Origin of the sequence: Phenylobacterium sp. VNQ135, from assembly GCF_049445735.1 — a bacterium.
In the GTDB taxonomy this organism is placed as follows: Bacteria; Pseudomonadota; Alphaproteobacteria; order Caulobacterales; family Caulobacteraceae; genus Phenylobacterium.
Map to the genome: position 1 here is coordinate 216019 of NZ_JBMSDS010000005.1, position 18583 is coordinate 234601.

The following is an 18583-nucleotide window of genomic DNA, read 5'->3' on the forward strand; positions in this document are numbered from 1 at the left end:
ACGGGGGAGGGCTCGCGCTCAGCGCACCTGGGCGTGAGCCATCCCGATCTGCGGCTGCGATGGCCCAGGGTCTGCCTTGGTTCGCGGATTGCGCCGTCACAACAGGTCTCGGGCAATCTCGATCAGGGTCCAGGCATAGGCCCCCACGCTCGGAATTGCAGTCGTGGCGACGCCAAAGGCGCGTCCACCGGCGCCTTGCGGGTAGCCGCGCAAGAAGGTCAGGCGGCCGAGGCAGAAGAGCGCTACGGCACACGCAATATAGGCGAGCGGCGCCTCGCCGGAGGTTGTGGCGAGCGCCAGATGGCCAACCACCGCAATGAAGGCCTGCTCTAGGGTGTTCTGCAGAAAGGCTGCTGGGACGGCGAGGCGGACGCTCGGCCGGCTGTACGCGGAACCGGCGTTGTCCTCGGCGGAGGTGAACCGCACCTTCGCCACCATCCGCACGGCCAGAACGACCCACAGCGCGATCAGCAGGTCGGCTCTCAGCGCAAACGCGAGGCGCTCGGCGAGGTCCTGCGGAAAAGCGAGGAGTCGGGGGAGCGCCAGGCAGGCGAGCGCCAGGGTTGATCCGCAGACGGCGACGGCCAGGAGCGCTCCAAGTTTAACGGTGCGCTGTTCCTTCGGGAGATCAACCCTTGGCGGCGTGGGCGGCTTGGTCATTGCGGTGACCTCTTCGCGCGGGCCCAAAGCCGATAGGTGTCCCCGAAGATCTCGGGGTGGTCGAGCTCATGGCGATGCAAGGCGCGAAGATCACGCAAGGCGCCCGAGCGGCGGTTCTGCGCCAAATATCGCGTCCGGTCGGCGGTATGGCCGAACTGGACGCCGAGGAATTCGAGACCCGCCACCTCGAACATCGCCCCGATCTGAGGCAGGGTGAAACGCTGCTCGTTCACGTGGAACAGGAGGTCACGACAGTCCGAAAGGGTCCAGAAGTCGGACGCGGGGCTCATTACGGCCTGCAGCGCGGGTGGCGCACCATCGAGCATCAGGGAACGGCGGAGCGCCCGGATGCCATCCGCGTCGTCGCGATATCCGGCGCGCGCAATGTGGGCGCGCGCTTCGACGACCGCACGTCGACCGATTTCGCTGTAGAGGCCGACGAAGAGGAGCCCAGATGAGCTCAGCAGCCCGGCAAGATTACGCAGCCCCTGCGCCGGATCCTCCATGTGATGGAGCACGCCGAAGCTGTCGATGAGGTCAAAACGTTCCTCCAAGGCGGCTAGGTCCAGGATGTCCGCCTGCAGGTGTTCCACATCCGTGAGCCTGTACTCCCGAGCCTTGCGCATGGCGTAGCCGAGACTGGCGGCGCTGAGGTCAATCGCCAGGATGGAGGCCCCGCGATAGGTCGTCGCGACCCGCATGGTCTCCAGCCCGGTGCCGCAGCCGGCGATCAACACCCTTGGGCGGGCGAGATCGGGGATGTCGCCAGCCGGCAGGTCAGGCAGGGCGTTCTGGACAGCCCTTCGGAAGGGCAGCGGCTCGCCGAGGCTGCAGCGCGTCCAGCGCGGGTAAGGGTTCTGCTCGTACTGTTGCTGGACGGCCCGCGAGACGGCGTCTGTGGGAGGCTTGAGGACGGGCATTCGGGCGCGCAGCTCGGCTTCCTCATCCGGCTCACTGAGCTGCTCGCGAAGGAGGTCGGCGAGAACCGGCAGGGCGGCGCCCCGGAGCCGCGCAGCGAGCGGGGTTGCGGCGAGCGGACGATAGGCGGCGACGATCGCGATCTTGGTGAGATCGCCCGCCCGCTGTCCGAGGTCCTCGCGGTCGAGGTCCGTGATCAGGCTGGCCACGCGAGTCTGCTCGGCCGGCGCGGCGAATAGGACGTACTCGTTGAGGAACGCCTGCCGGGCGAGACCGATCGCAATGCTGAGCTCTTCCTCAAGGCGTTCGGCCGCCCCCTCCGTGAGCCTCAGGAGATCGGCGCGCAGTTGGACGAGCACGAGTTCGATGGCCACGTCGGGCACGGGGGCGGTGGCCAGCAAGGTTTGGAATAGGTGATCCTGGATCAGCTGGGAGGCTGTCGTCGCCTCGCGCTCCAATGTCTCTGCGAGCTGACCGGGCGCCCCGGCGATACTTTCGAGGAGACGATCAATCTCTGGCTGCTGCCGCAACACTGCTATGGCGGCAGTCGCCAGATTGCGGGGGTTGACGTCCGGCCGGTCGAACAGCTGCAGCAAGATCTCTCTGAATGCCGGCGTCGGGGGCGCTAACCGAGTGTGGCGGAGTGCGCCAGCAAGGCGCCGCCAGGCCTCGGCGTCGCCGGGCGCGGCCTCCACGGCCTGGGCGAGCAACGCCAGCCCTTCCATGCCGTGACCGAGTTGCAGGCGCGCGAGGCCGAGGTTCGCCAGCAAAATCGCACGCAGGGGGTGCCCCGCCGGCGTCGCCTTTCTACCCCTATCGAAGCCTTCCGCAGCTCCCGCGGCGTCGCCGCTCTGCAGGCACAAGAGACCTAGCCCATTGAGGGCGGTCGGCAGTGCGGGCGCTCGTTTCAGTGCAGAGCGGTAGCAACGCTCCGCGTCGGACCGTCGTCCGATCAGACGATAAGCGTCGCCGGCCGCAGCAAACGCCTCTGCGAAGTCTGGCTTGAGAGCTGCGGCCCGTTGGAAGAACGTCGCCGCGATCTCGTAAGCCTGCAGCCGTCGATGGGCTTCACCGAGATTGAACTGAATGAACGGGTTCTTCGGCTGCCCACTGGCCGCCTTTTCAAACCATGCGATGGCGTCGTCTGACCGCCCGCTGTTCAAGGCGATCGTGCCCAGGACGTTTAGCGCTGAGGGATCCGAGGGCCTTGCCGCGAGAACCTTTCGGGCGTGCTTCTCTGCCTCAGGCCATCGGCCTGCGTTCACGTGCGCCACCGCCTGCTGCAGGTCGGCCATCGCCTGAGGTGGCCCCGCAGGCGTGAGGCGCGGCGGCGGAGGCGGAAACCGTCTCATGCGGTGATCAAGCCGCGCTCAGCGACCGCGCCTCCCTCAAATCGGCCCTGGCATCGCGAATGATCGACCACGCAGATTGGAGGAAGAGCCCCGAGATGATCACGGCCACGACGAGATCAGGCCAAGCGGTCTTGGTCCAGAACACCAGGCCTGCGGCGATCACCACGGCGAGGTTCCCCAGGGCGTCGTTACGAGAGAAGAGCCAGACGGCGCGGACATTGGCGTCGCCGGCACGGTGGGGGATCAGGATGAGCGCCGCCGCAACGTTCGCCACCAGCGCGATCGCCCCGAATACGCCCATGAGCTCGGCCTCGGGCTGATTCAGCACCAGCACGCGATAGGCCGTGTTCAGAAGCACCCCGACGCCGAGCGCCGCCAGGAACAAGCCTTGGATGAGCGCCGAGCGCGCGCGCCAGACGAGGGACCAGCCGATCGCCAGTAGGCCCAGGAACGTGATGAGCCCGTCGCCCATGAAGTCGAGGGCGTCCGCCTTCAGCGCCTGCGAGCCGGCGACGAAGCCGGCGACGATCTCCACCAGGCCGTAGCCGGCATTGATCAGCACCACGATCCAGAGCGCCCGCCGGTAGGCGGGCGTGATATGGCTGAGGTTCTTCGGGAGCTCATCGTCATCCGCCGTCGCCGAAGGCTCATCGCGGTCGAGATGATAGCCAAGGTCGGTGACCGTGGCCTCTACGGTCGGCACAAGCTTCGCGGCATCGTCGACCTTCAACGTCATCATCGAAGACGCGATGGAGACACGCGCTTCCTGGACACCAGGCAGCTTGGCCACCGCCGACTGGATCTTTTCCGCGCAGCTGGAGCAATCCATGCCGGTCACACGGTACCGGAGTGACTCTGCGGCGGCTGTCGTGTTCGACATGTGTTTTCTCCCGATGTGGCCACTCTAATTGCTCTAGCGGCTTGAGGATCAAGCCGTTGCGGCGGCTCTCCGGAGCCTCGCCAAGCCGGCTCTTGATCCTCTAGCGACTTGAGCATGTATCGTGCTGTTAAGACCTATTCGCAGTCGCACTCAGGACGCTTCGATGCCGGCGCTCGCACGCCTCTTCCTTGCGGTCGCCCTTCTCGTGGCCGCCCAACTTCCCGCCACCGCCGTTGCCCAGGACGCGCCGCCCTCCGCCGCCGTCGCCTGGCGCCTGCTGGACTATATTGCGGTGGATTACCCCGGCGCTGTCGCCGACGGCCGGATCGTAAGCGAGGCCGAGTATGCGGAGATGCGGGAATTCTCCGCGTCGGTGCGCAGCCGCATCGCCGCCCTGCCGGCGAGTTCCGCCAAACCGCAGCTCCTTGCAGAGGCGAACGCACTCGTCGGATCCGTGGATCATCGTGCCGAGCCTGCCGACGTGGCGCGCCGGGCCCGAACCCTCGCGGCCGATTTGCTAAAAGCGTACCCCGTGCCGCTCGCGCCGCAGCAGGCCCCAAACCTGGTCCGGGGTGCGGCCCTTTACGCCGAGCAGTGCGCGTCCTGCCACGGCGCCGTCGGCAGGGGGGACGGCCCCAACGCCAAAGGGCTGGACCCGCCGCCGATCGCCTTCACCGACGTGGCGCGCGCCAACGAGCGGAGCCTCTTCGGTCTGTATCAGGTGATTGGCCAGGGGCTCGACGGCACGGCCATGCCCAGCTTCGCCCACCTGTCGTCCGACGATCGCTGGGCGCTGGCGTACTATGTTGGGACCTTCGCCTATTCCCGAGAGGCCGAGCGCGCCGGCGAGCAGGCGTGGCGCGCGGGGTCGCAGCTGCACGCCGTCGTCCCCGACCTACAGGTCCTGACCCAAACGACCCCCGCAGCTCTGGCGGCCCGCGTAGGCGAGCCGCAGGCCACCCAAATCATGGCTTATCTGCGCCGCCATCCGGAGGCTGTAGCGCCGAGGTCGGATGGCGGGCTGGACGTCGCCCGCCGCAAACTCGCGGAAAGCCTGAACGCCTACGACGCGGGCGATCGAAAGCGGGCTGAGGAGCTCGCGCTATCGGCGTATCTTGACGGGTTCGAGCCTGTCGAACCTCTGCTGCGCGCGCGAGACGGCGCCCTGATGGCGAGGGTCGAGGCGTCCATGGGCGAGCTCCGGGCCAGCCTTGCCCGCGGCGCGCCGTCGGCCGAAGTGGCCGCGCAGGTCCGAGGGCTGGATGGGTTGTTCGATGAAGCTGCGCGGGTGCTCGCGCCGGAGCAGGCCAGCGCCGCCTCAACCTTCCTCGGCGCCTTCACCATTCTGCTGCGGGAGGGAGTCGAGGCGCTTCTGATCGTGATCGCGATGATCGCCTTCCTACGGAAGGCCGAACGCCAGGACGTACTGCCCTACGTCCACGGCGGCTGGATCGCCGCCCTTCTGGCGGGGGGGCTGACCTGGGCGGCGGCGACCTACCTCATCTCCATCAGCGGAGCGAGCCGCGAACTGACCGAAGGGTTCGGGTCCTTGGTCTCCGCAGTCGTGCTGATCTCTGTGGGGGTGTGGATGCATGGGAAGGCCCAGGCGGGCGCGTGGCAGGCGTATATTCGCGACAAGCTGTCGACGGCGCTGTCAAAGCGGTCGGCCTGGTTCCTGTTCCTGTTGGCCTTCGTCGTCGTCTACCGGGAAGTGTTCGAGACCATCCTGTTCTACGCCGCCCTCTGGAGTCAGGGGGGGCAGCTCGCGATGGTGTCCGGCGCGGGCTTGGCGGTCATCTGCCTGGCGGTGATCGCCTGGGCGCTGCTGAGCTACAGCAAGCGCCTGCCCATCGCGCAGTTCTTCTCCTACAGCTCGATCCTCATCGCCGTATTGGCCGTGGTGCTCGCCGGGAAAGGCGTGGCGGGTTTGCAGGAAGCGGGGATGCTCGATGTCAGACCCCTGGCGGCGCTGCCGCGAATTGAGGTGCTCGGCGTGTTCCCGACCTGGGAAGGGCTCCTGGCTCAGCTGCTCACGCTGACCGTCGTGGTGGTCGGGTTCTGGGCGGCGGGCCGGCGCGCCCAGGCCGAGGCGCGGGTCTAGGGCACATTCGCATCGAGTTCATCGAGCCAGATACGGGCGGAGCCGTCCGACGGGGCGCGCCAGTCGCCGCGCGGGGAGAGGTTGCCGCCCGAGATCACCTTGGGGCCGTTCGGCATCGCTGAGCGCTTGAACTGGCTGATCTCGAAGAAGCGGAACAGGAACACGCCTAGCCAGTACTTTATGGCCGCCAAGTCGTAAGCGTTGCGCGCCTCGGCGGGGAAATGCGCCGGCCAATGCCCAGCATCGCGGTCCTTCCAGGCGTGCCAGGCGAGGAAGGCGACTTTCGAGGGCCGCAGGCCGTAGCGGGTAATGTAGTAGAGGTTGAAGTCCTGCAGCTCGTAGGGCCCGACCTTGGCCTGGGTGCTCTGGATCGCCCCCGAGGCGTCGGCCGGCACCAACTCCGGCGAGATCTCCGTGCTCAGCACCGAAAGCAGCGTCTGGGAGGCGTCGGCGTCGAACTGGCCCGTGGTCGCGACCCAGCGGATCAGGTGCTGGATCAGCGTCTTCGCCACCGAGCCATTGACATTGTAGTGGCTCATCTGGTCACCCACGCCGTAGGTGCACCAGCCGAGCGCCAGCTCCGACAGGTCGCCCGTCCCGAGCACGAAGCCGCCGCGCTGGTTGGCGAGCCGGAACAGGTAATCCGTCCGCAGCCCAGCCTGAACATTTTCGAAGGTGACGTCGTACAACGGTTCCCCCGCGGCGAAGGGATGACCGAGGTCGGTGAGAAGCTGGCGTGCGGCCGGCTTGATGTCGATCTCTTCCCCGGTGACGCCGAGCGCCCGCATCAGTCGCCAGGCGTTCGACTTCGTGCCCTCGCTGGTTGCGAAGCCCGGCATGGTGAAGCCGAGAATGTCGGAGCGGGGCTTGCCGAGCGCGTCGAAGGCCTTGGCCGCGACAATGAGAGCGTGGGTGGAATCCAGGCCGCCGGACACGCCGACCACGATGTGCCTGGACTTGGTGGCGTCGAGACGTTTGGCGAGTCCCTGGACCTGGATATTGAAGGCCTCGTAGCAATCCTTGTCGAGGCGCGCGAGGTCGTCCGGTACAAACGGGAACCGGTCAATCGCGCGTAGCAGACCGACGTCCTGGAAACTTGGCTTGTGGTGGAATTCGACCCGGCGGAAGCAGGTCTCAGGACGCCCGGACGCCACAGCGGCGTTGTTGAAAGTGGGTGTGCGCATGCGCTCGAGCCGCAGGCGTTCCACGTCGACGTCCGCCACGGCCATCTGCGCCTTGGCGGGGAAGCGATCCGTCTGGGCGAGCAGCACGCCAAGCTCGTGAATGGTCGCCTGACCGTCCCAGGCGAGGTCCGTTGTGCTCTCGCCCGGTCCGGCCGCCGAATAGAGATAGGCCGCCTGGCAGCGCAGCGACTGGGACGCACAAAGCAATGCCCGGTCGTCGGCTTTGCCGACCACGATGTTGGAGGCGGACAGATTGCAGAGGATCAGCGCGCCCGCGAGTGCGGCCTGAGTGGACGGCGGCGTCGCGGCCCAGAAGTCCTCACACATCTCCATGTGGAAGACGAAATCCGGCAGATCGGCCGCCGTGAAGAGAAGGTCCGTTCCGAATGGAACGGATTGCCCGGCGATCTGCGTCTGCAGCCCGACAACGCCTGCGCCGGGAGCAAACCAGCGGTTTTCGTAATACTCCCTATAGTTCGGCAGGAAGCTCTTCGGCACGACGCCCAAGATCCGCCCGCGAGAAATTGCAATCGCGCAGTTGTAGAGCCGGCCATTGTGGGCGACCGGGGCGCCGACGATCAGCACTGGGGAGAGCGCGGTGCTCGCCTCGACCAAACGTGCGAGCTCAAGTTCCACGCGGCGCACCAGGGTGTCCTGCAGCAACAGATCGTCGATGGCGTAGGCCGACAGTCCCAGCTCCGGGAAGAGCATGAGGTCGACGGCGCGGGCATGGCCATCTTTCGCAAGGGCTAAGGTTTCGTCGGCGTTGAAGCCGGGGTCGCCGACCGCTACGCGCGGCGTGCAGACGGCCACACGCACCAAGCCTTGCGTGTGAATGGCATAGAAGTTCGAGGTCACGGGTGCTCACCTCCGCTGTCACCCGGAGCAAAGCCGCGAGGGGCGGGAGCGGTTGCGGCGTGGGCTGCCCAGAGGGACGTCGCCTCAGATCCTTGGCTTGAACGGAGCGGCTGTTGGGAGGCCGGCTGGCGCAGCCGCCTTGTTCAAGCCCGGGCTTGCAAGGTCGCCTAGCTTTCGCCCGCAAGCGAGGGAGCTTTCATGCTTTGGGTTTTGAGGGTGGCCTATGCCCCGGGGTTCATGTTCGGGTTCATCGGCGCGGGGCTGGGGCTCGTCGCGAGCGGTCGGTCCTTGGCCTGGCTTGCTCCGCTGCTCGGCGCCGCTATCGCGGTTTCGTTCCTCGTGGAGCGGGTCATTCCCTACGAACCGATCTGGAACAGACCGCGCGGGGATAGCCGCCGCGATGTCCTGCACGCGCTGGTCAACGAAGCCAGCGTCTACGCCGGCGCAGCACTGATCCCTGTGCTGACCCTGCTGTCGCCGGCCGCGGGCCTCTGGCCGGCCGCCTGGCCGATCTGGGCTCAGCTGGTGCTTGCGATCCTCGTGGCGGACCTCGGGATCACCCTTTGCCATTACTTCAGCCACAAGTTCCAATGGCTCTGGCGCTTCCACGCCGTCCATCACTCAGTGAAGCGGATGTACGGCTTCAACGGCCTCATGAAGCATCCTGTGCACCAAGCCGTGGAGACGCTCGCCGGGACTGCGCCCCTGATCCTGATGGGCATGCCGCTCCAGATCGGCGTCCTTCTCGGTTTCGCGGTCGCGATCCAGCTCCTGCTGCAGCATGCCAATGTCGACATGCGGCTCGGACCGCTGCGCTACGTGATGGCCTGGGCGCCCGTGCATCGCTTCCATCACCAGAAGTGGCCCGGCGTCGGCGACGTGAACTTTGGACTGTTCACCTGTCTCTGGGATTATCTTTTGCGCACGGCGTACTACGATCGCAGCAAGCGCCTCAGCTCCGACGACATCGGCATCGGCGATCAGCCGAACTATCCGACGGACTATGTCGCCCAGCTGGCGGCCCCGTTTCGGAAAATCAGCTGAGACCAGGCGCTCGCCGGCCTAGGCGCTGGGCGTCGCGAGGTGGAGTTGGCTGGCGGTTACCCCGAACGTGGCCTTGAGGGTGCGGGCGAGGTGCGCGGCGTCGGCGAAACCCGCAGCATGCGCGGCGACCGTGGCGTCACGGCCAGCCAGGAGATGCTCGGCGGCCAGGCGAAGCCGCCGCCAGAGCAGGAAGCGCCGATAGGGCAAACCGACCTCCTCTGCGAAGAGGTGGCGGAAGCGCTCAGGAGACAAGCCCGCGACGGCGGCCGCCCGCTTGAGGGGCGTAGGCCCCTCCGATAGATCCTCCTCGAGCACAAGCATCGCCGCCTGGAGGCGCGGATCCAGGGGCCGGGGCGCAGGCGTGGGCGACGACAGCCACCTCGCCCAAAACTCTTCCCCCGGCGCGCCCCTCAACACGGCAAGAGACCGCATTTGCCGGACTTGCTGCAGCTTGGCTTCCAACTCCGCCGCCACATAGCGCGAGGGTTCCAGGAAGATGAGCTCGGCCGAAGGGGACGCCACGAGGCGATGGGGCGTCAGGGGATCGATCAGGACGCAGTGAGCGGAGGCGCTGCGTCCCTCGGCATCGTGCACCGTGAGCGGCTCGGTGCTCAGGACAGCCCGTGCGGCGAAGTGACGGTGGACGGCGGCGTCGCCCACCGCGCCGCGCCAGACCGCCCATGTCGCCCCCAGCTCCAGCGCGCCGGCCCAGCCCGGCTTCTCCTTGCCCCTGGCAGGCCGGCTCATGAGCGATTCCACAGTCCGATCCATCGACCGGTCAAAGCGCCGTCCGGCGCCATCAGTTCAGGCTAACGCCGCGCATGACGAAACGGCTGCGCGGCAAGGCCGGCAATCGCCCGAAGTCGAGCCCGAGGTCCTGCTGGGGGACCTCGTAGCGAATCCTTCGGGTCAGCACCTCGAAGGCGCGCTCCATGATCTCAACTACGATCCACTCGCCCGGGCAGCGGTGGCCGGCCAGATGGTCACCGCCTCCTTGCGGCACGAAGTCGAACGGACCGGGCGGATGGGCGGCGAACCGTCCGGGCCGAAAGGCGTCCGGATCGGCCCAGGCGGACGGATCGTGGTTGGTGCCGTACAGGTCCAGAATCACCTGCCGGTCCGCCGGGAAGCTGAGGCCGCGCCAGGTGAAGGGCTGCCGCACGCGCGCGATGAGCGACGGGAAGAACGGGTAGAAGCGGCGCACCTCCTGGATGAAGGCGTTGCGTTGCACCGGTCCCTCACGCGCGACCTGTGCCGCTTCCGGATGGGTGTGCAGGGCGTGGGCGAGCAAGACCACGTAGACAGCGGTCGCGACGGTGGGGCGCAGCACGTTGGCGAGCTCGACGGCGGCGATGTTCGCCGCGAGCAGCTCGCCGTTGAGCTCCCGCGCATGCGCGATCCGGAAGGCGGCAGTGTCCTCATCCGGTGTCTGGCCACCGTCCCGGATCGTCTCCACAACCCGCGAGAGCCAATGATCGACCTTGCGGCGTGCGTAGCGGGACCAGAGGTGTCGAGGGCCGCGCGCGCCGGCCGCATCGAACAGGGCTCGGAGTTCTCGCGCGCGGCGCTGGACCTCGGCCGCTTCGATCGGCACGCCTGCCCACGCGCACACCGCACGCGTGAGCATCGGATGCAGTTCATCGTAGAAGGTGATCTCGCGGCCGTCCGAGGCCCAGCCCGCCGCGGCACGCATTAGTTCCGCTTCGAAAAGCTCTCCAAGCACCCTGATGCGCTCAGGCGCCATCAGGTCCATGAACAGCTGCTTGCGGCGGCGATGTGCGTCACCGTCGAGCCCCTGAACGCCCCCATCGCCGAGCAGGGTCTTGCGGATTGGCGACGGCATGGCGCCTTCTCGCTTGAACCGGTCCACGTCGTAGAAGAGGGCCGCGGCTTCCGGTCCTTTCAGGCAGATCGTGTCCTTGAAGAGGACATGCGTTTCGAAGCCGTCTGCGCCGATCCGATCGCACTGTTTGGAGATGAAGCGATAGGGGTCAGTCACTAGGGCTAGAGTGGCGTCATGCGGCGGCTGGTGGCGGGCGGTCATGGATGCCCTTTCGCTGGCGGACTGGATGGGGCGGTGGCGGAGGCCTGCCGGCCAAGCGAGGTGAGCAGCAGCCATGCGACACCGACGGTGATCGCGGTGTCTGCGAGATTGAAGGTCGGCCAATGGAAATCGCCGATGTGGGCGTCGATGAAGTCGGTCACTGCGCCGAGGCGGACCCGGTCGACGATGTTCCCTAGGGCGCCACCGACAATCAGCGCGAGCGGCGCCGCCACGGCGAGACGGCGCTCGCGCCACATCCATGCCATGAGCCACAGCGCGACTGCCGCCGTGCCGGCGACCAGCAGCCAGCGCCCAAGTTCGCCTGAGCCGGCGAAGAGTCCGAACGTGACGCCGGTATTGGACCCGAGCTGCAGGTTCAGAGACGGCCCCAGGGTCGCGGGCTCCGTGAGGTGGGCGCGCGCTATGAGCTTGGTGGCCTGATCGGCCGCGAGCACGCCGAGGCTAAGGGTGAGTCCAAGCGTCCTGTGCATCGAGGCTCCTTTTGCTGCTCAGCCTGCCACCTCTAGCTGCTAGAGGATCAAGCCCGATCTGGCGCCGCTCGAGCGCGCGAGCGGATCGGCCTGCGCCGGCGGCCCGCTGACAGAGCTTCAGGGAAGCGCGCTCGGTCCAGCGCCGCCGCAAAGGGACTGCGCAGCCCAACGTCGCGACGTGCGAGCCACTGCAATCGCTGGCAGGACTGTAGCAGTGCTTGCTGAAGCACAGCAATTTCAGGGCTTGTCCCGATGGCCCAGCAGGCGCAGGGCGTTGAACACTACGAGGAGCGTCGACCCTTCGTGGAAAACAACGGCGGCGCCGATCTTTAGGCCGAAAATGGTGGCCGGGATCAGGAAGGCGACCATCCCAAGGCTCACGAGCAGGTTCTGCTTGATGATGGCGCTGGTCTGACGGCTTAGGCTGACCGCGAAGGGCAGTCGCCGCAGGTCGTCCGCCATTAGGGCGACGTCTGCGGTCTCGAGCGCCACGTCGGATCCGGCTGCGCCCATCGCGATCCCCACGGTCGCGTTCGCCATGGCCGGCGCATCGTTGACGCCGTCCCCGACCATCGCGACGCCGCCTGCTTGCTCGCGAAGGGCCTTGATGAAGGCGACCTTGTCCTCCGGCATCAGTCCGCCGCGGGCGTCGGTCAGACCGAGCTTGGCGGCGATGGCGTCAGCAACGCCCTGATTGTCGCCCGACAGCATGATCATGCGCTTGACGCCCAGCCGGCGGAGGGCGGCGATGACCTCTGCGGCGCCCTCGCGCGGCGTGTCCTGTAGGCCGATCACGCCGAGGTAGGTCTCGCCGCTCCGAACTACCATGACGGTCCGCCCTGAGCTGGAGAGCCGCTCGACTTCACTGCGCACCTGCTCGGGCACGGGCGCCCCCGGAACGGTCTCGAAGAGCTTGAGCTTCCCGATGAAGACGTCTTCACCGCCAAAGCGCCCGCGGACACCTTGTCCGGTGATGCTCTCCACCGCTTCGGCGCGTCCGGGCGGGCCAGGCAGCCTTTCAGTGGCCGCCGTGACCACCGCTGCCGCAAGCGGATGGTCGCTCAGCCCCTCGACCGCCGCCGCCGTCTCAAGGAGCCGCGCTTCGTCGACCCCCACGGCAGGCACGACGTCGGTGACGCGGGGGCGTCCCTCCGTCAGGGTGCCGGTCTTGTCGAACGCCAGAGCCTGCAGCCTCCCAAGGTTCTCCAGCGGCCCGCCCCCCTTCACGAGGACGCCGCCGCGTCCTGCGCGAGCCACGCCGCTGAGGACGGCGCTCGGGACGGAGATCGCCAAGGCGCAGGGGCTGGCGGCGACCAGGACCGCCATCGCCCGGTAGAAGCTCACGCTGAACGGCTCATCGACTACGACCCAGGCGAACATCAGGGCGAAGACACCCAGGAGGACGGCCGGGACGAAGATCCGTTCGAACTTGTCGGTGAAGCGCTGGGTGGGCGAGCGCTGCGCCTCGGCCTCGGCGACCATGGTGACCACACGAGCTAGGGTCGACTCACCGGAGAGGCGCGCCACGCGCACCTCCAGGGCTCCAACCCCATTGATGGTGCCCGCGAACACCTTTTGCGCGGCATCGGCCGTTTCGAATGCGATGTCGTGGCCCGCCGCGCGCTTGTCGACCGGCATGCTCTCGCCGGTGACGGGGGCCTGATTGACCGAACTCTCGCCTACGACGACGACCCCGTCGGCCGGCAGCCGTTCGTTGGGCCGAACCATGACGATGTCGCCGATCTCGAGCGCCTCGACGGGGACATCTTCGAAGGTGTCGCCACGCTTGCGGCTTGCGCGCTCCGGCGCCAGTTCGGCCAGCGCCTCGATGGCCTTGCGAGCCCGCCCCATCGCGTAGTGTTCCAGTGCATGGCCTAGGCTGAAGAGCACGAGCAGCAGGGCGCCTTCGGCCCACTCGCCCAACGCCGCCGCACCCGCCGCGGCGACCAGCATCAGCGTGTCGATCTCGAAGCGGCGCTTACGGAGATTTTCGAGCGCTTCGCGCAGCGTGAAGTAGCCGCCGAACCCGTACGCCAGGAGATAGAAGGCCAGCGGGATAGCGCCCTCAAGGCGGAAGGACGCAAGCCAGCCGATCAGCAACACCACGGCGGACAGCCCGGCGAAGACCAGTTCCGTCCGCTCGCCGAACGGGCCACCGTGCTTGTGCTCGCGTCCCTCTCCCGGCTTGTGCTCGTGGCCCCCGTGCTCGCCCTCCTTCGCGGAGGACTTGCGTCGTGCGGCTTCCGCGTTTGACTGCCCAAGGGCGGCCGCGCGCTCCAGCAGGTAGGCCTCCAGGGCGACGGGCTCGACCTTCGCGGGGTCGAACTCGACCAGGACCGCGCCGGTCACGCCCACATCGGCGTGGAGCACCCCCGGACGGCCTCGGAGGTCGTCCGCCAGGGTCCGGGCGGCGCGGGCATGCAGCGGCTGGCTCAGGCGAAAGTTGGCGTGGCCGGAGGCGCTTGCGAGGCGGGCGCCCTGCTGCACGGCCAGGGCGCGAACCTGGGACGCAGAGATTTGGGCTGGATCGAAGTGCACGCAGAGCACCGCGTCCTCGCGGCCCTGCACATGCGCTTCGGCGACCCCGGGCCTTGAGGCAAGGACCTCCGCGAGTTGCTGCACACAGCGCTCGCAAGCCTCCGCGGCGGCCGGCAGCAGGACCGGGATCTCGAGACGAAGCTTGTCTTCAGCCACAGCGCGTCCTTTCAACTTTCCGTCGCGGGCTCTGCGCGGCTCTCGGCCGCGTCCCGTAGAATTTCCAGCCCGCCCTTCGCCGCGATCAGGGCCACCAGCACGCCCACGACCAAGTCCGGCCAGGCCTGGTTCAGCCACATGATCAAGGCCCCGGCGACGAGGATGCCGCCGTTGGACGCGAAGTCATTGAGGCTGAAGGTCTCTGCCGCGCGCATGTTCACGTCGTCGCTTTGCGCACGGCGCAGGAGGAATAAGCAAACGAGGTTCACGCCCGCAGCGACGAGCGCCAGGGCCATCATGGTCCAACCGACGGGCTCGGTTCCGAGCCACCAGCGGCGGATCACGTCCAGAAGCACGCCGCCCGCGAAGATCAGCAGCATGATACCGGAGACCCCCGCCGCTCGGCGTTTCCAGACGGCGGCGCGGCCGACGGCCAAGAAGCTGATCGCGTAGACGGCGGCGTCTGATGCGTTGTCAACGGCGTTGGCGATCAGCGCGCTCGAGTCGGCGAGCAGACCGGCTAGGCCAAGGCTGACGAACAGCGCTGCGTTGAGCACGAACACCCAAAGCAAGGTCTGCCGTTGCGCACGGTCGACGTCGCTCAATGCGGCCATGTCTCCTTGGCAGTTGACTTCGGAGACCTCCCTCATTGCTCGGGGCCGATGGGGTGCGCGCCCGCGGGTGCGTAGTTGACCCGGATGCGACCGATGAGGTCCGCGGGCACTCCGAGGCGAGCGGTATAGGCCGCTGCTGCCGGATGCCGGCCCACGAGGGAGCCGCGCCATCGGACGTGCTTCAACGCCAGCAGGCCGCCCTGCCGGTCGAAGGCGGCGACATCCAGGTGGCCCCCAGTGGGGAGCCTGGACGTTGGGCGGCGGCGCACCAAGCCGCGGACCACGGCCGGATGTTCGCCGACCCGCAGATAGCCGGTGAGGATCTTTAGCGGGCCTCCTTCGACGAGCTCGACGGCTGGGGTCGGCTCGGCCAAGGCCGCGCCGGACGCCGCAGCGATCAAGCCCGTGGCGAGAGTCGCTACACGGCAGAACCGCTGGGCAGCCCGGGGGCCCGGCCGTGGCGCGCCTCGCACCCGGCCGCTCCGGACCTTCAACGGGCCTCGTTCCATTCCGCTCATGGTGTCAGTCCTCAATCCCTTCGGCGCTCCGATGTCGGACCGCCTGGGCGGCAAACGTCGGCAACACCAACAGGGTCAGAGCGGTTGCTGTGAGCAGACCTCCGATGACGACTGTGGCGAGAGGCTTTTGCACCTCAGCGCCTGCGCCGTGTGCGATGGCCATGGGGATGAAGCCGACAATGGCGACAAGAGCGGTCGTCAGGACAGCGCGTAGCCGGCTAGACGCACCTTCGATGGCTGCATCCTTCGGGAGCAGCCCTGCTGTCAGGCGCTCGCGGATCGCCTGCATCAGGACGAGCCCGTTCAGTGTCGCCACGCCCGACACCGCGATGAACCCCACAGCCGCGGAGACGGAGAAGGGCATGCCCCGCAGGAGCAAGGCGACGGCGCCGCCGACGAGGGCGAGGGGAACGCAGGCGAAGACGAGGGCCGCCTCCGCAAACGAGCCAAGCGCCATGAAGAGCAGAATGCCGATGAGCACGAAGACCACCGGGATCACCAGTCCTAGCCGTTGTTCGGCACGCTGCAGGTTCTCGAACTGACCGCCCCAGTCGAGGTAGACCCCGGTGGGCAGGGCGACTTTCGCGACGCGCTGCTGGGCGTCGCTCACAAATCCGCCGAGGTCGCGGCCTCGAACGTTGGCCTGCACCACCATCCGCCGGCTCCCGTTCTGCCGGCTGATCTGGTTGGGGCCTTCTGCTGTGTCGATGCGAGCCACGGACGCCAGAGGCACCACGGCGCCGGAGGTCGACACGACTGGCAGAGCTGCAAGGGCGGCGGGATCGTTGCGCGCCGCTTCCGGCAAGCGCACGACGACATCGAAACGGCGGTCGCCCTCGAAGATCTGACCCGCCTCAGCGCCCCCAATGCCCGCCGAGACGGCCTCACTCACGTCCGCCGCCGAAAGGCCGTAACTGGCCGCAGCGAACCGATCGACTTTGATGGTCAGGGTGGGCAGGCCGGAGGCCTGCTCGACCCGCACGTCCGCCGCGCCGGGGGTCTGCCGCAGGGCGGCGGCGACCTGATCGGCTGTTCGCTGCAACGTTCCGAAGTCGTCCCCATAGACCATCACAGCCAGGTCCGTGCGGACACCCGAGATCAATTCGTTGAAGCGAAGTTCGATCGGCTGGCTGAACTCGAAATTATTGCCGATCTGTTGGCCCGCCGCCTTCTCGATTCGTTCGATCAGTTCCTCTTTCTGAAGTCTCGGGTCCGGCCAGGCCTTGCGATCCTTCAGTACGATGACGCTGTCGGAGATGTTGGGCGGCATGGGATCCACCGCCGCTTCTGCGGTGCCTGTGCGGGAGAACATGGTCTCCACTTCCGGCTGAGCCTTGATGGCGCGCTCAAGCGCCATCTGCATGGCGATGGATTGCTCCAGAGAGGCCGACGGCACACGCAGGGCCTGCATCGCGATATCGCCTTCGTCCAGGGTCGGGATGAATTCGCGGCCGAGTGTGAAGAACGAGATCACGCCAACGAGCAGCGCCATGCCCGCCGCCATGAGCACCATCCTTGGTCGCGACACCGCCGCTCCGATCGCCGGCTGGATGCGCTGGCGCGCCCAGCGAAGGATGCGAGTCTCGTGCTCCTCCACCCTTCCGTCTGGGCCCGAGTGCACCGACTTAGGATCCCGCACGAGCAAGGCGGCCATGGCAGGCACGAAGGTGAAGGACAGGATGAACGCGCCGACCAGGGCAAGCATGACCGTCGCGCCCATGGGCTGGAAGGTCTTGCCTTCGACGCCTTCGAGGGTGAGCAACGGGGCGAACACGAGCAGGATGATGAGCTGACCAAAGGCGGCGGGCTTGACCATCTGCCGGGCGGCCTCAACCGCCGCGCCGAGACGCTCGTGTCGGGTCAGCACCCGACCCAACTCGGCACGGCGCTGGCTGAGCAGTAGCAGCGTATTCTCGATCACGACGACGCCGCCATCGACCATCAATCCGAAGTCGAGGGCACCGAGGCTCATCAGGTTTCCGCTGATCCCGAACCGGTTCATCCCGATCACCGCGAACAGGAAGGAGAGCGGGATCATCAGCGCCGTGATCGTCGCCGCGCGAATGTTGCCGAGCAGCAGGAAGAGGATGACGATGACGAGAAGCGCGCCTTCGGTCAGGTTGCGCGCAACGGTCTTGATGGTCGAGTTGACCAGCTCGCTTCGGTTGAGCACCGGAATCGCGACCACGTCGGGCGGAAGTGAATCATCCACTTCTGCCAGCCGTTCCGCCGCGGCTTGAGCGACGGTGCGACTGTTGCCCCCGGCGATCATCAGCGCGGTGCCGAGAACGGCCTCGTGGCCGTCGCGACTGGCGGCGCCGAGCCGCAGGCCCTGTCCGATCTCCACGGTCGCGACGTCTGCGACCCTCACGACCAGACCATCCCGGTTCACCACCGGAGCCTGCGCCAGGTCCTGAATGGACCCGGCGAGGGCGTCGCTCCGCACGACCAGGGCCTCGCCCGCCCGCTGAACGAAGCCTGCGCCAGCCTGGGTGTTTGCGCGCTCGAGCGCCTGCACAAGATCGCCCAGACTGAGCTTGTAGGCTGACAGTCGGGCGGCGTCCGGGCGGACTGCGTACTCCTTTACATAACCACCGACGGTATCCACGCCCGCCAGCCCCGGGGTGGAGCGCATCTGCGGCGCGATGATCCAGTCCTGCACCGTGCGCAGGTAGGTCGCCCTCTGCTGCGGAGTCGCCAGCCGCTCTCCCTCGGGCGTGAGGTAGACGCCATCCGGCTGCCAACCCGGCCGCCCAGCCCGCGCCTTCGCCTGGTCGAAGGCCGCGTAGTCGACTGTCCACATCAGGACTTCGCCGAGCCCGGTGGTCACGGGGGACAGCGCCGGCTCGACACCGTCGGGCAGGTTCTCCTGTGCTTCTCTCATCCGCTCGGCGACCTGCTGACGAGCGAAATAGATATCAGTCTGGTCGGTGAAGACGGCGGTGATCTGGCTGAAGCCGTTGCGCGAGAGTGAGCGGGTGCTCGTCAACCCTGGGATCCCCGCAAGGGCGGTCTCCAGCGGATAGGTGACCTGCCGTTCGATCTGCTCGGGGGCGAGCGAAGGCGCGACGGTCGTGATCTGGACCTGACGGTTGGTGATGTCCGGGACTGCATCGATCGGCAGCCGGGTGAGTTCGAAAAGCCCGAGGCCAGCCACAACGGCGACAGCGAGGATCACGAACCAGCGGAAGCGTACGGACGCTTCGATCAAGGCTTTAAACATAG

The 18583-nt window shown here is 67.4% G+C and carries 13 protein-coding genes; 2 read left to right on the forward strand and 11 right to left on the reverse strand.

Annotated elements, in window-relative coordinates; all coding sequences use genetic code 11:
- Positions 1 to 96: 96 nt before the first annotated feature.
- The 3 genes from ACO2Q0_RS18770 to ACO2Q0_RS18780 all read right to left on the reverse strand — a co-directional run bounded on the left by ACO2Q0_RS18770 (position 97) and on the right by ACO2Q0_RS18780 (position 3810).
- The gene (locus ACO2Q0_RS18770) at positions 97 to 660 is read right to left on the reverse strand and encodes an MAPEG family protein (protein ID WP_423353043.1); all 564 of its coding nucleotides are present in this window, start codon (positions 658 to 660) and stop codon (positions 97 to 99) included.
- Entirely contained in the window at positions 657 to 2873 is a 2217-nt protein-coding gene (locus ACO2Q0_RS18775) for a tetratricopeptide repeat protein (RefSeq protein ID WP_423353044.1), read from the reverse strand. Before ACO2Q0_RS18775 ends, ACO2Q0_RS18770 begins: the two co-directional genes overlap by 4 nt.
- Before the next feature lie 64 nt (positions 2874 to 2937).
- The gene (locus ACO2Q0_RS18780) at positions 2938 to 3810 is read right to left on the reverse strand and encodes a cation transporter (RefSeq protein WP_423353045.1); all 873 of its coding nucleotides are present in this window, start codon (positions 3808 to 3810) and stop codon (positions 2938 to 2940) included.
- A 163-nt stretch (positions 3811 to 3973) separates the two neighbouring features.
- Here ACO2Q0_RS18780 and ACO2Q0_RS18785 point away from each other — a divergent pair, with 163 nt between their 5' ends.
- Entirely contained in the window at positions 3974 to 5911 is a 1938-nt protein-coding gene (locus ACO2Q0_RS18785; RefSeq protein WP_423353046.1) for an FTR1 family protein, read from the forward strand.
- Here the strand turns inward: ACO2Q0_RS18785 and ACO2Q0_RS18790 are convergent.
- Positions 5908 to 7953, reverse strand: a complete 2046-nt coding sequence (locus tag ACO2Q0_RS18790) for an NAD(+) synthase (RefSeq protein ID WP_423353047.1) — start codon at positions 7951 to 7953, stop codon at positions 5908 to 5910. The genes ACO2Q0_RS18785 and ACO2Q0_RS18790 overlap by 4 nt on opposite strands.
- Positions 7954 to 8190: 237 nt before the next feature.
- Here ACO2Q0_RS18790 and ACO2Q0_RS18795 point away from each other — a divergent pair, with 237 nt between their 5' ends.
- Complete coding sequence (locus tag ACO2Q0_RS18795) at positions 8191 to 8997, forward strand: sterol desaturase family protein (protein WP_423353048.1); 807 nt, start codon at positions 8191 to 8193, stop codon at positions 8995 to 8997.
- 18 nt (positions 8998 to 9015) lie between these two features.
- Here ACO2Q0_RS18795 and ACO2Q0_RS18800 read toward each other — a convergent pair whose 3' ends face one another.
- From ACO2Q0_RS18800 to ACO2Q0_RS18830, 7 genes are all read right to left on the reverse strand, one after another.
- Positions 9016 to 9744, reverse strand: coding sequence for a helix-turn-helix domain-containing protein (locus tag ACO2Q0_RS18800; protein WP_423353049.1), 729 nt, complete (start codon positions 9742 to 9744; stop codon positions 9016 to 9018).
- A gap of 52 nt (positions 9745 to 9796) precedes the next feature.
- Positions 9797 to 11041, reverse strand: a complete 1245-nt coding sequence (locus tag ACO2Q0_RS18805) for a cytochrome P450 (protein WP_423353050.1) — start codon at positions 11039 to 11041, stop codon at positions 9797 to 9799.
- Positions 11038 to 11532 carry a signal peptidase II gene (gene lspA / locus ACO2Q0_RS18810; RefSeq protein ID WP_374470387.1) on the reverse strand — a complete coding sequence of 165 codons (495 nt, stop codon included), beginning with the start codon at positions 11530 to 11532 and terminating at the stop codon, positions 11038 to 11040. Before lspA ends, ACO2Q0_RS18805 begins: the two co-directional genes overlap by 4 nt.
- A gap of 237 nt (positions 11533 to 11769) precedes the next feature.
- On the reverse strand, positions 11770 to 14226 hold the full coding sequence (locus ACO2Q0_RS18815; RefSeq protein WP_423353051.1) for a heavy metal translocating P-type ATPase: 2457 nt from the start codon (positions 14224 to 14226) through the stop codon (positions 11770 to 11772).
- Between the two features lie 11 nt (positions 14227 to 14237).
- A complete protein-coding gene (locus tag ACO2Q0_RS18820) occupies positions 14238 to 14840 on the reverse strand; it encodes a cation transporter (protein WP_423353052.1) in 603 nt (200 codons plus the stop codon).
- A gap of 32 nt (positions 14841 to 14872) precedes the next feature.
- On the reverse strand, positions 14873 to 15241 hold the full coding sequence (locus ACO2Q0_RS18825) for a hypothetical protein (protein ID WP_423353053.1): 369 nt from the start codon (positions 15239 to 15241) through the stop codon (positions 14873 to 14875).
- A gap of 121 nt (positions 15242 to 15362) precedes the next feature.
- On the reverse strand, positions 15363 to 18581 hold the full coding sequence (locus ACO2Q0_RS18830; protein ID WP_293382884.1) for an efflux RND transporter permease subunit: 3219 nt from the start codon (positions 18579 to 18581) through the stop codon (positions 15363 to 15365).
- Between the last annotated feature and the right edge of the window lie 2 nt (positions 18582 to 18583).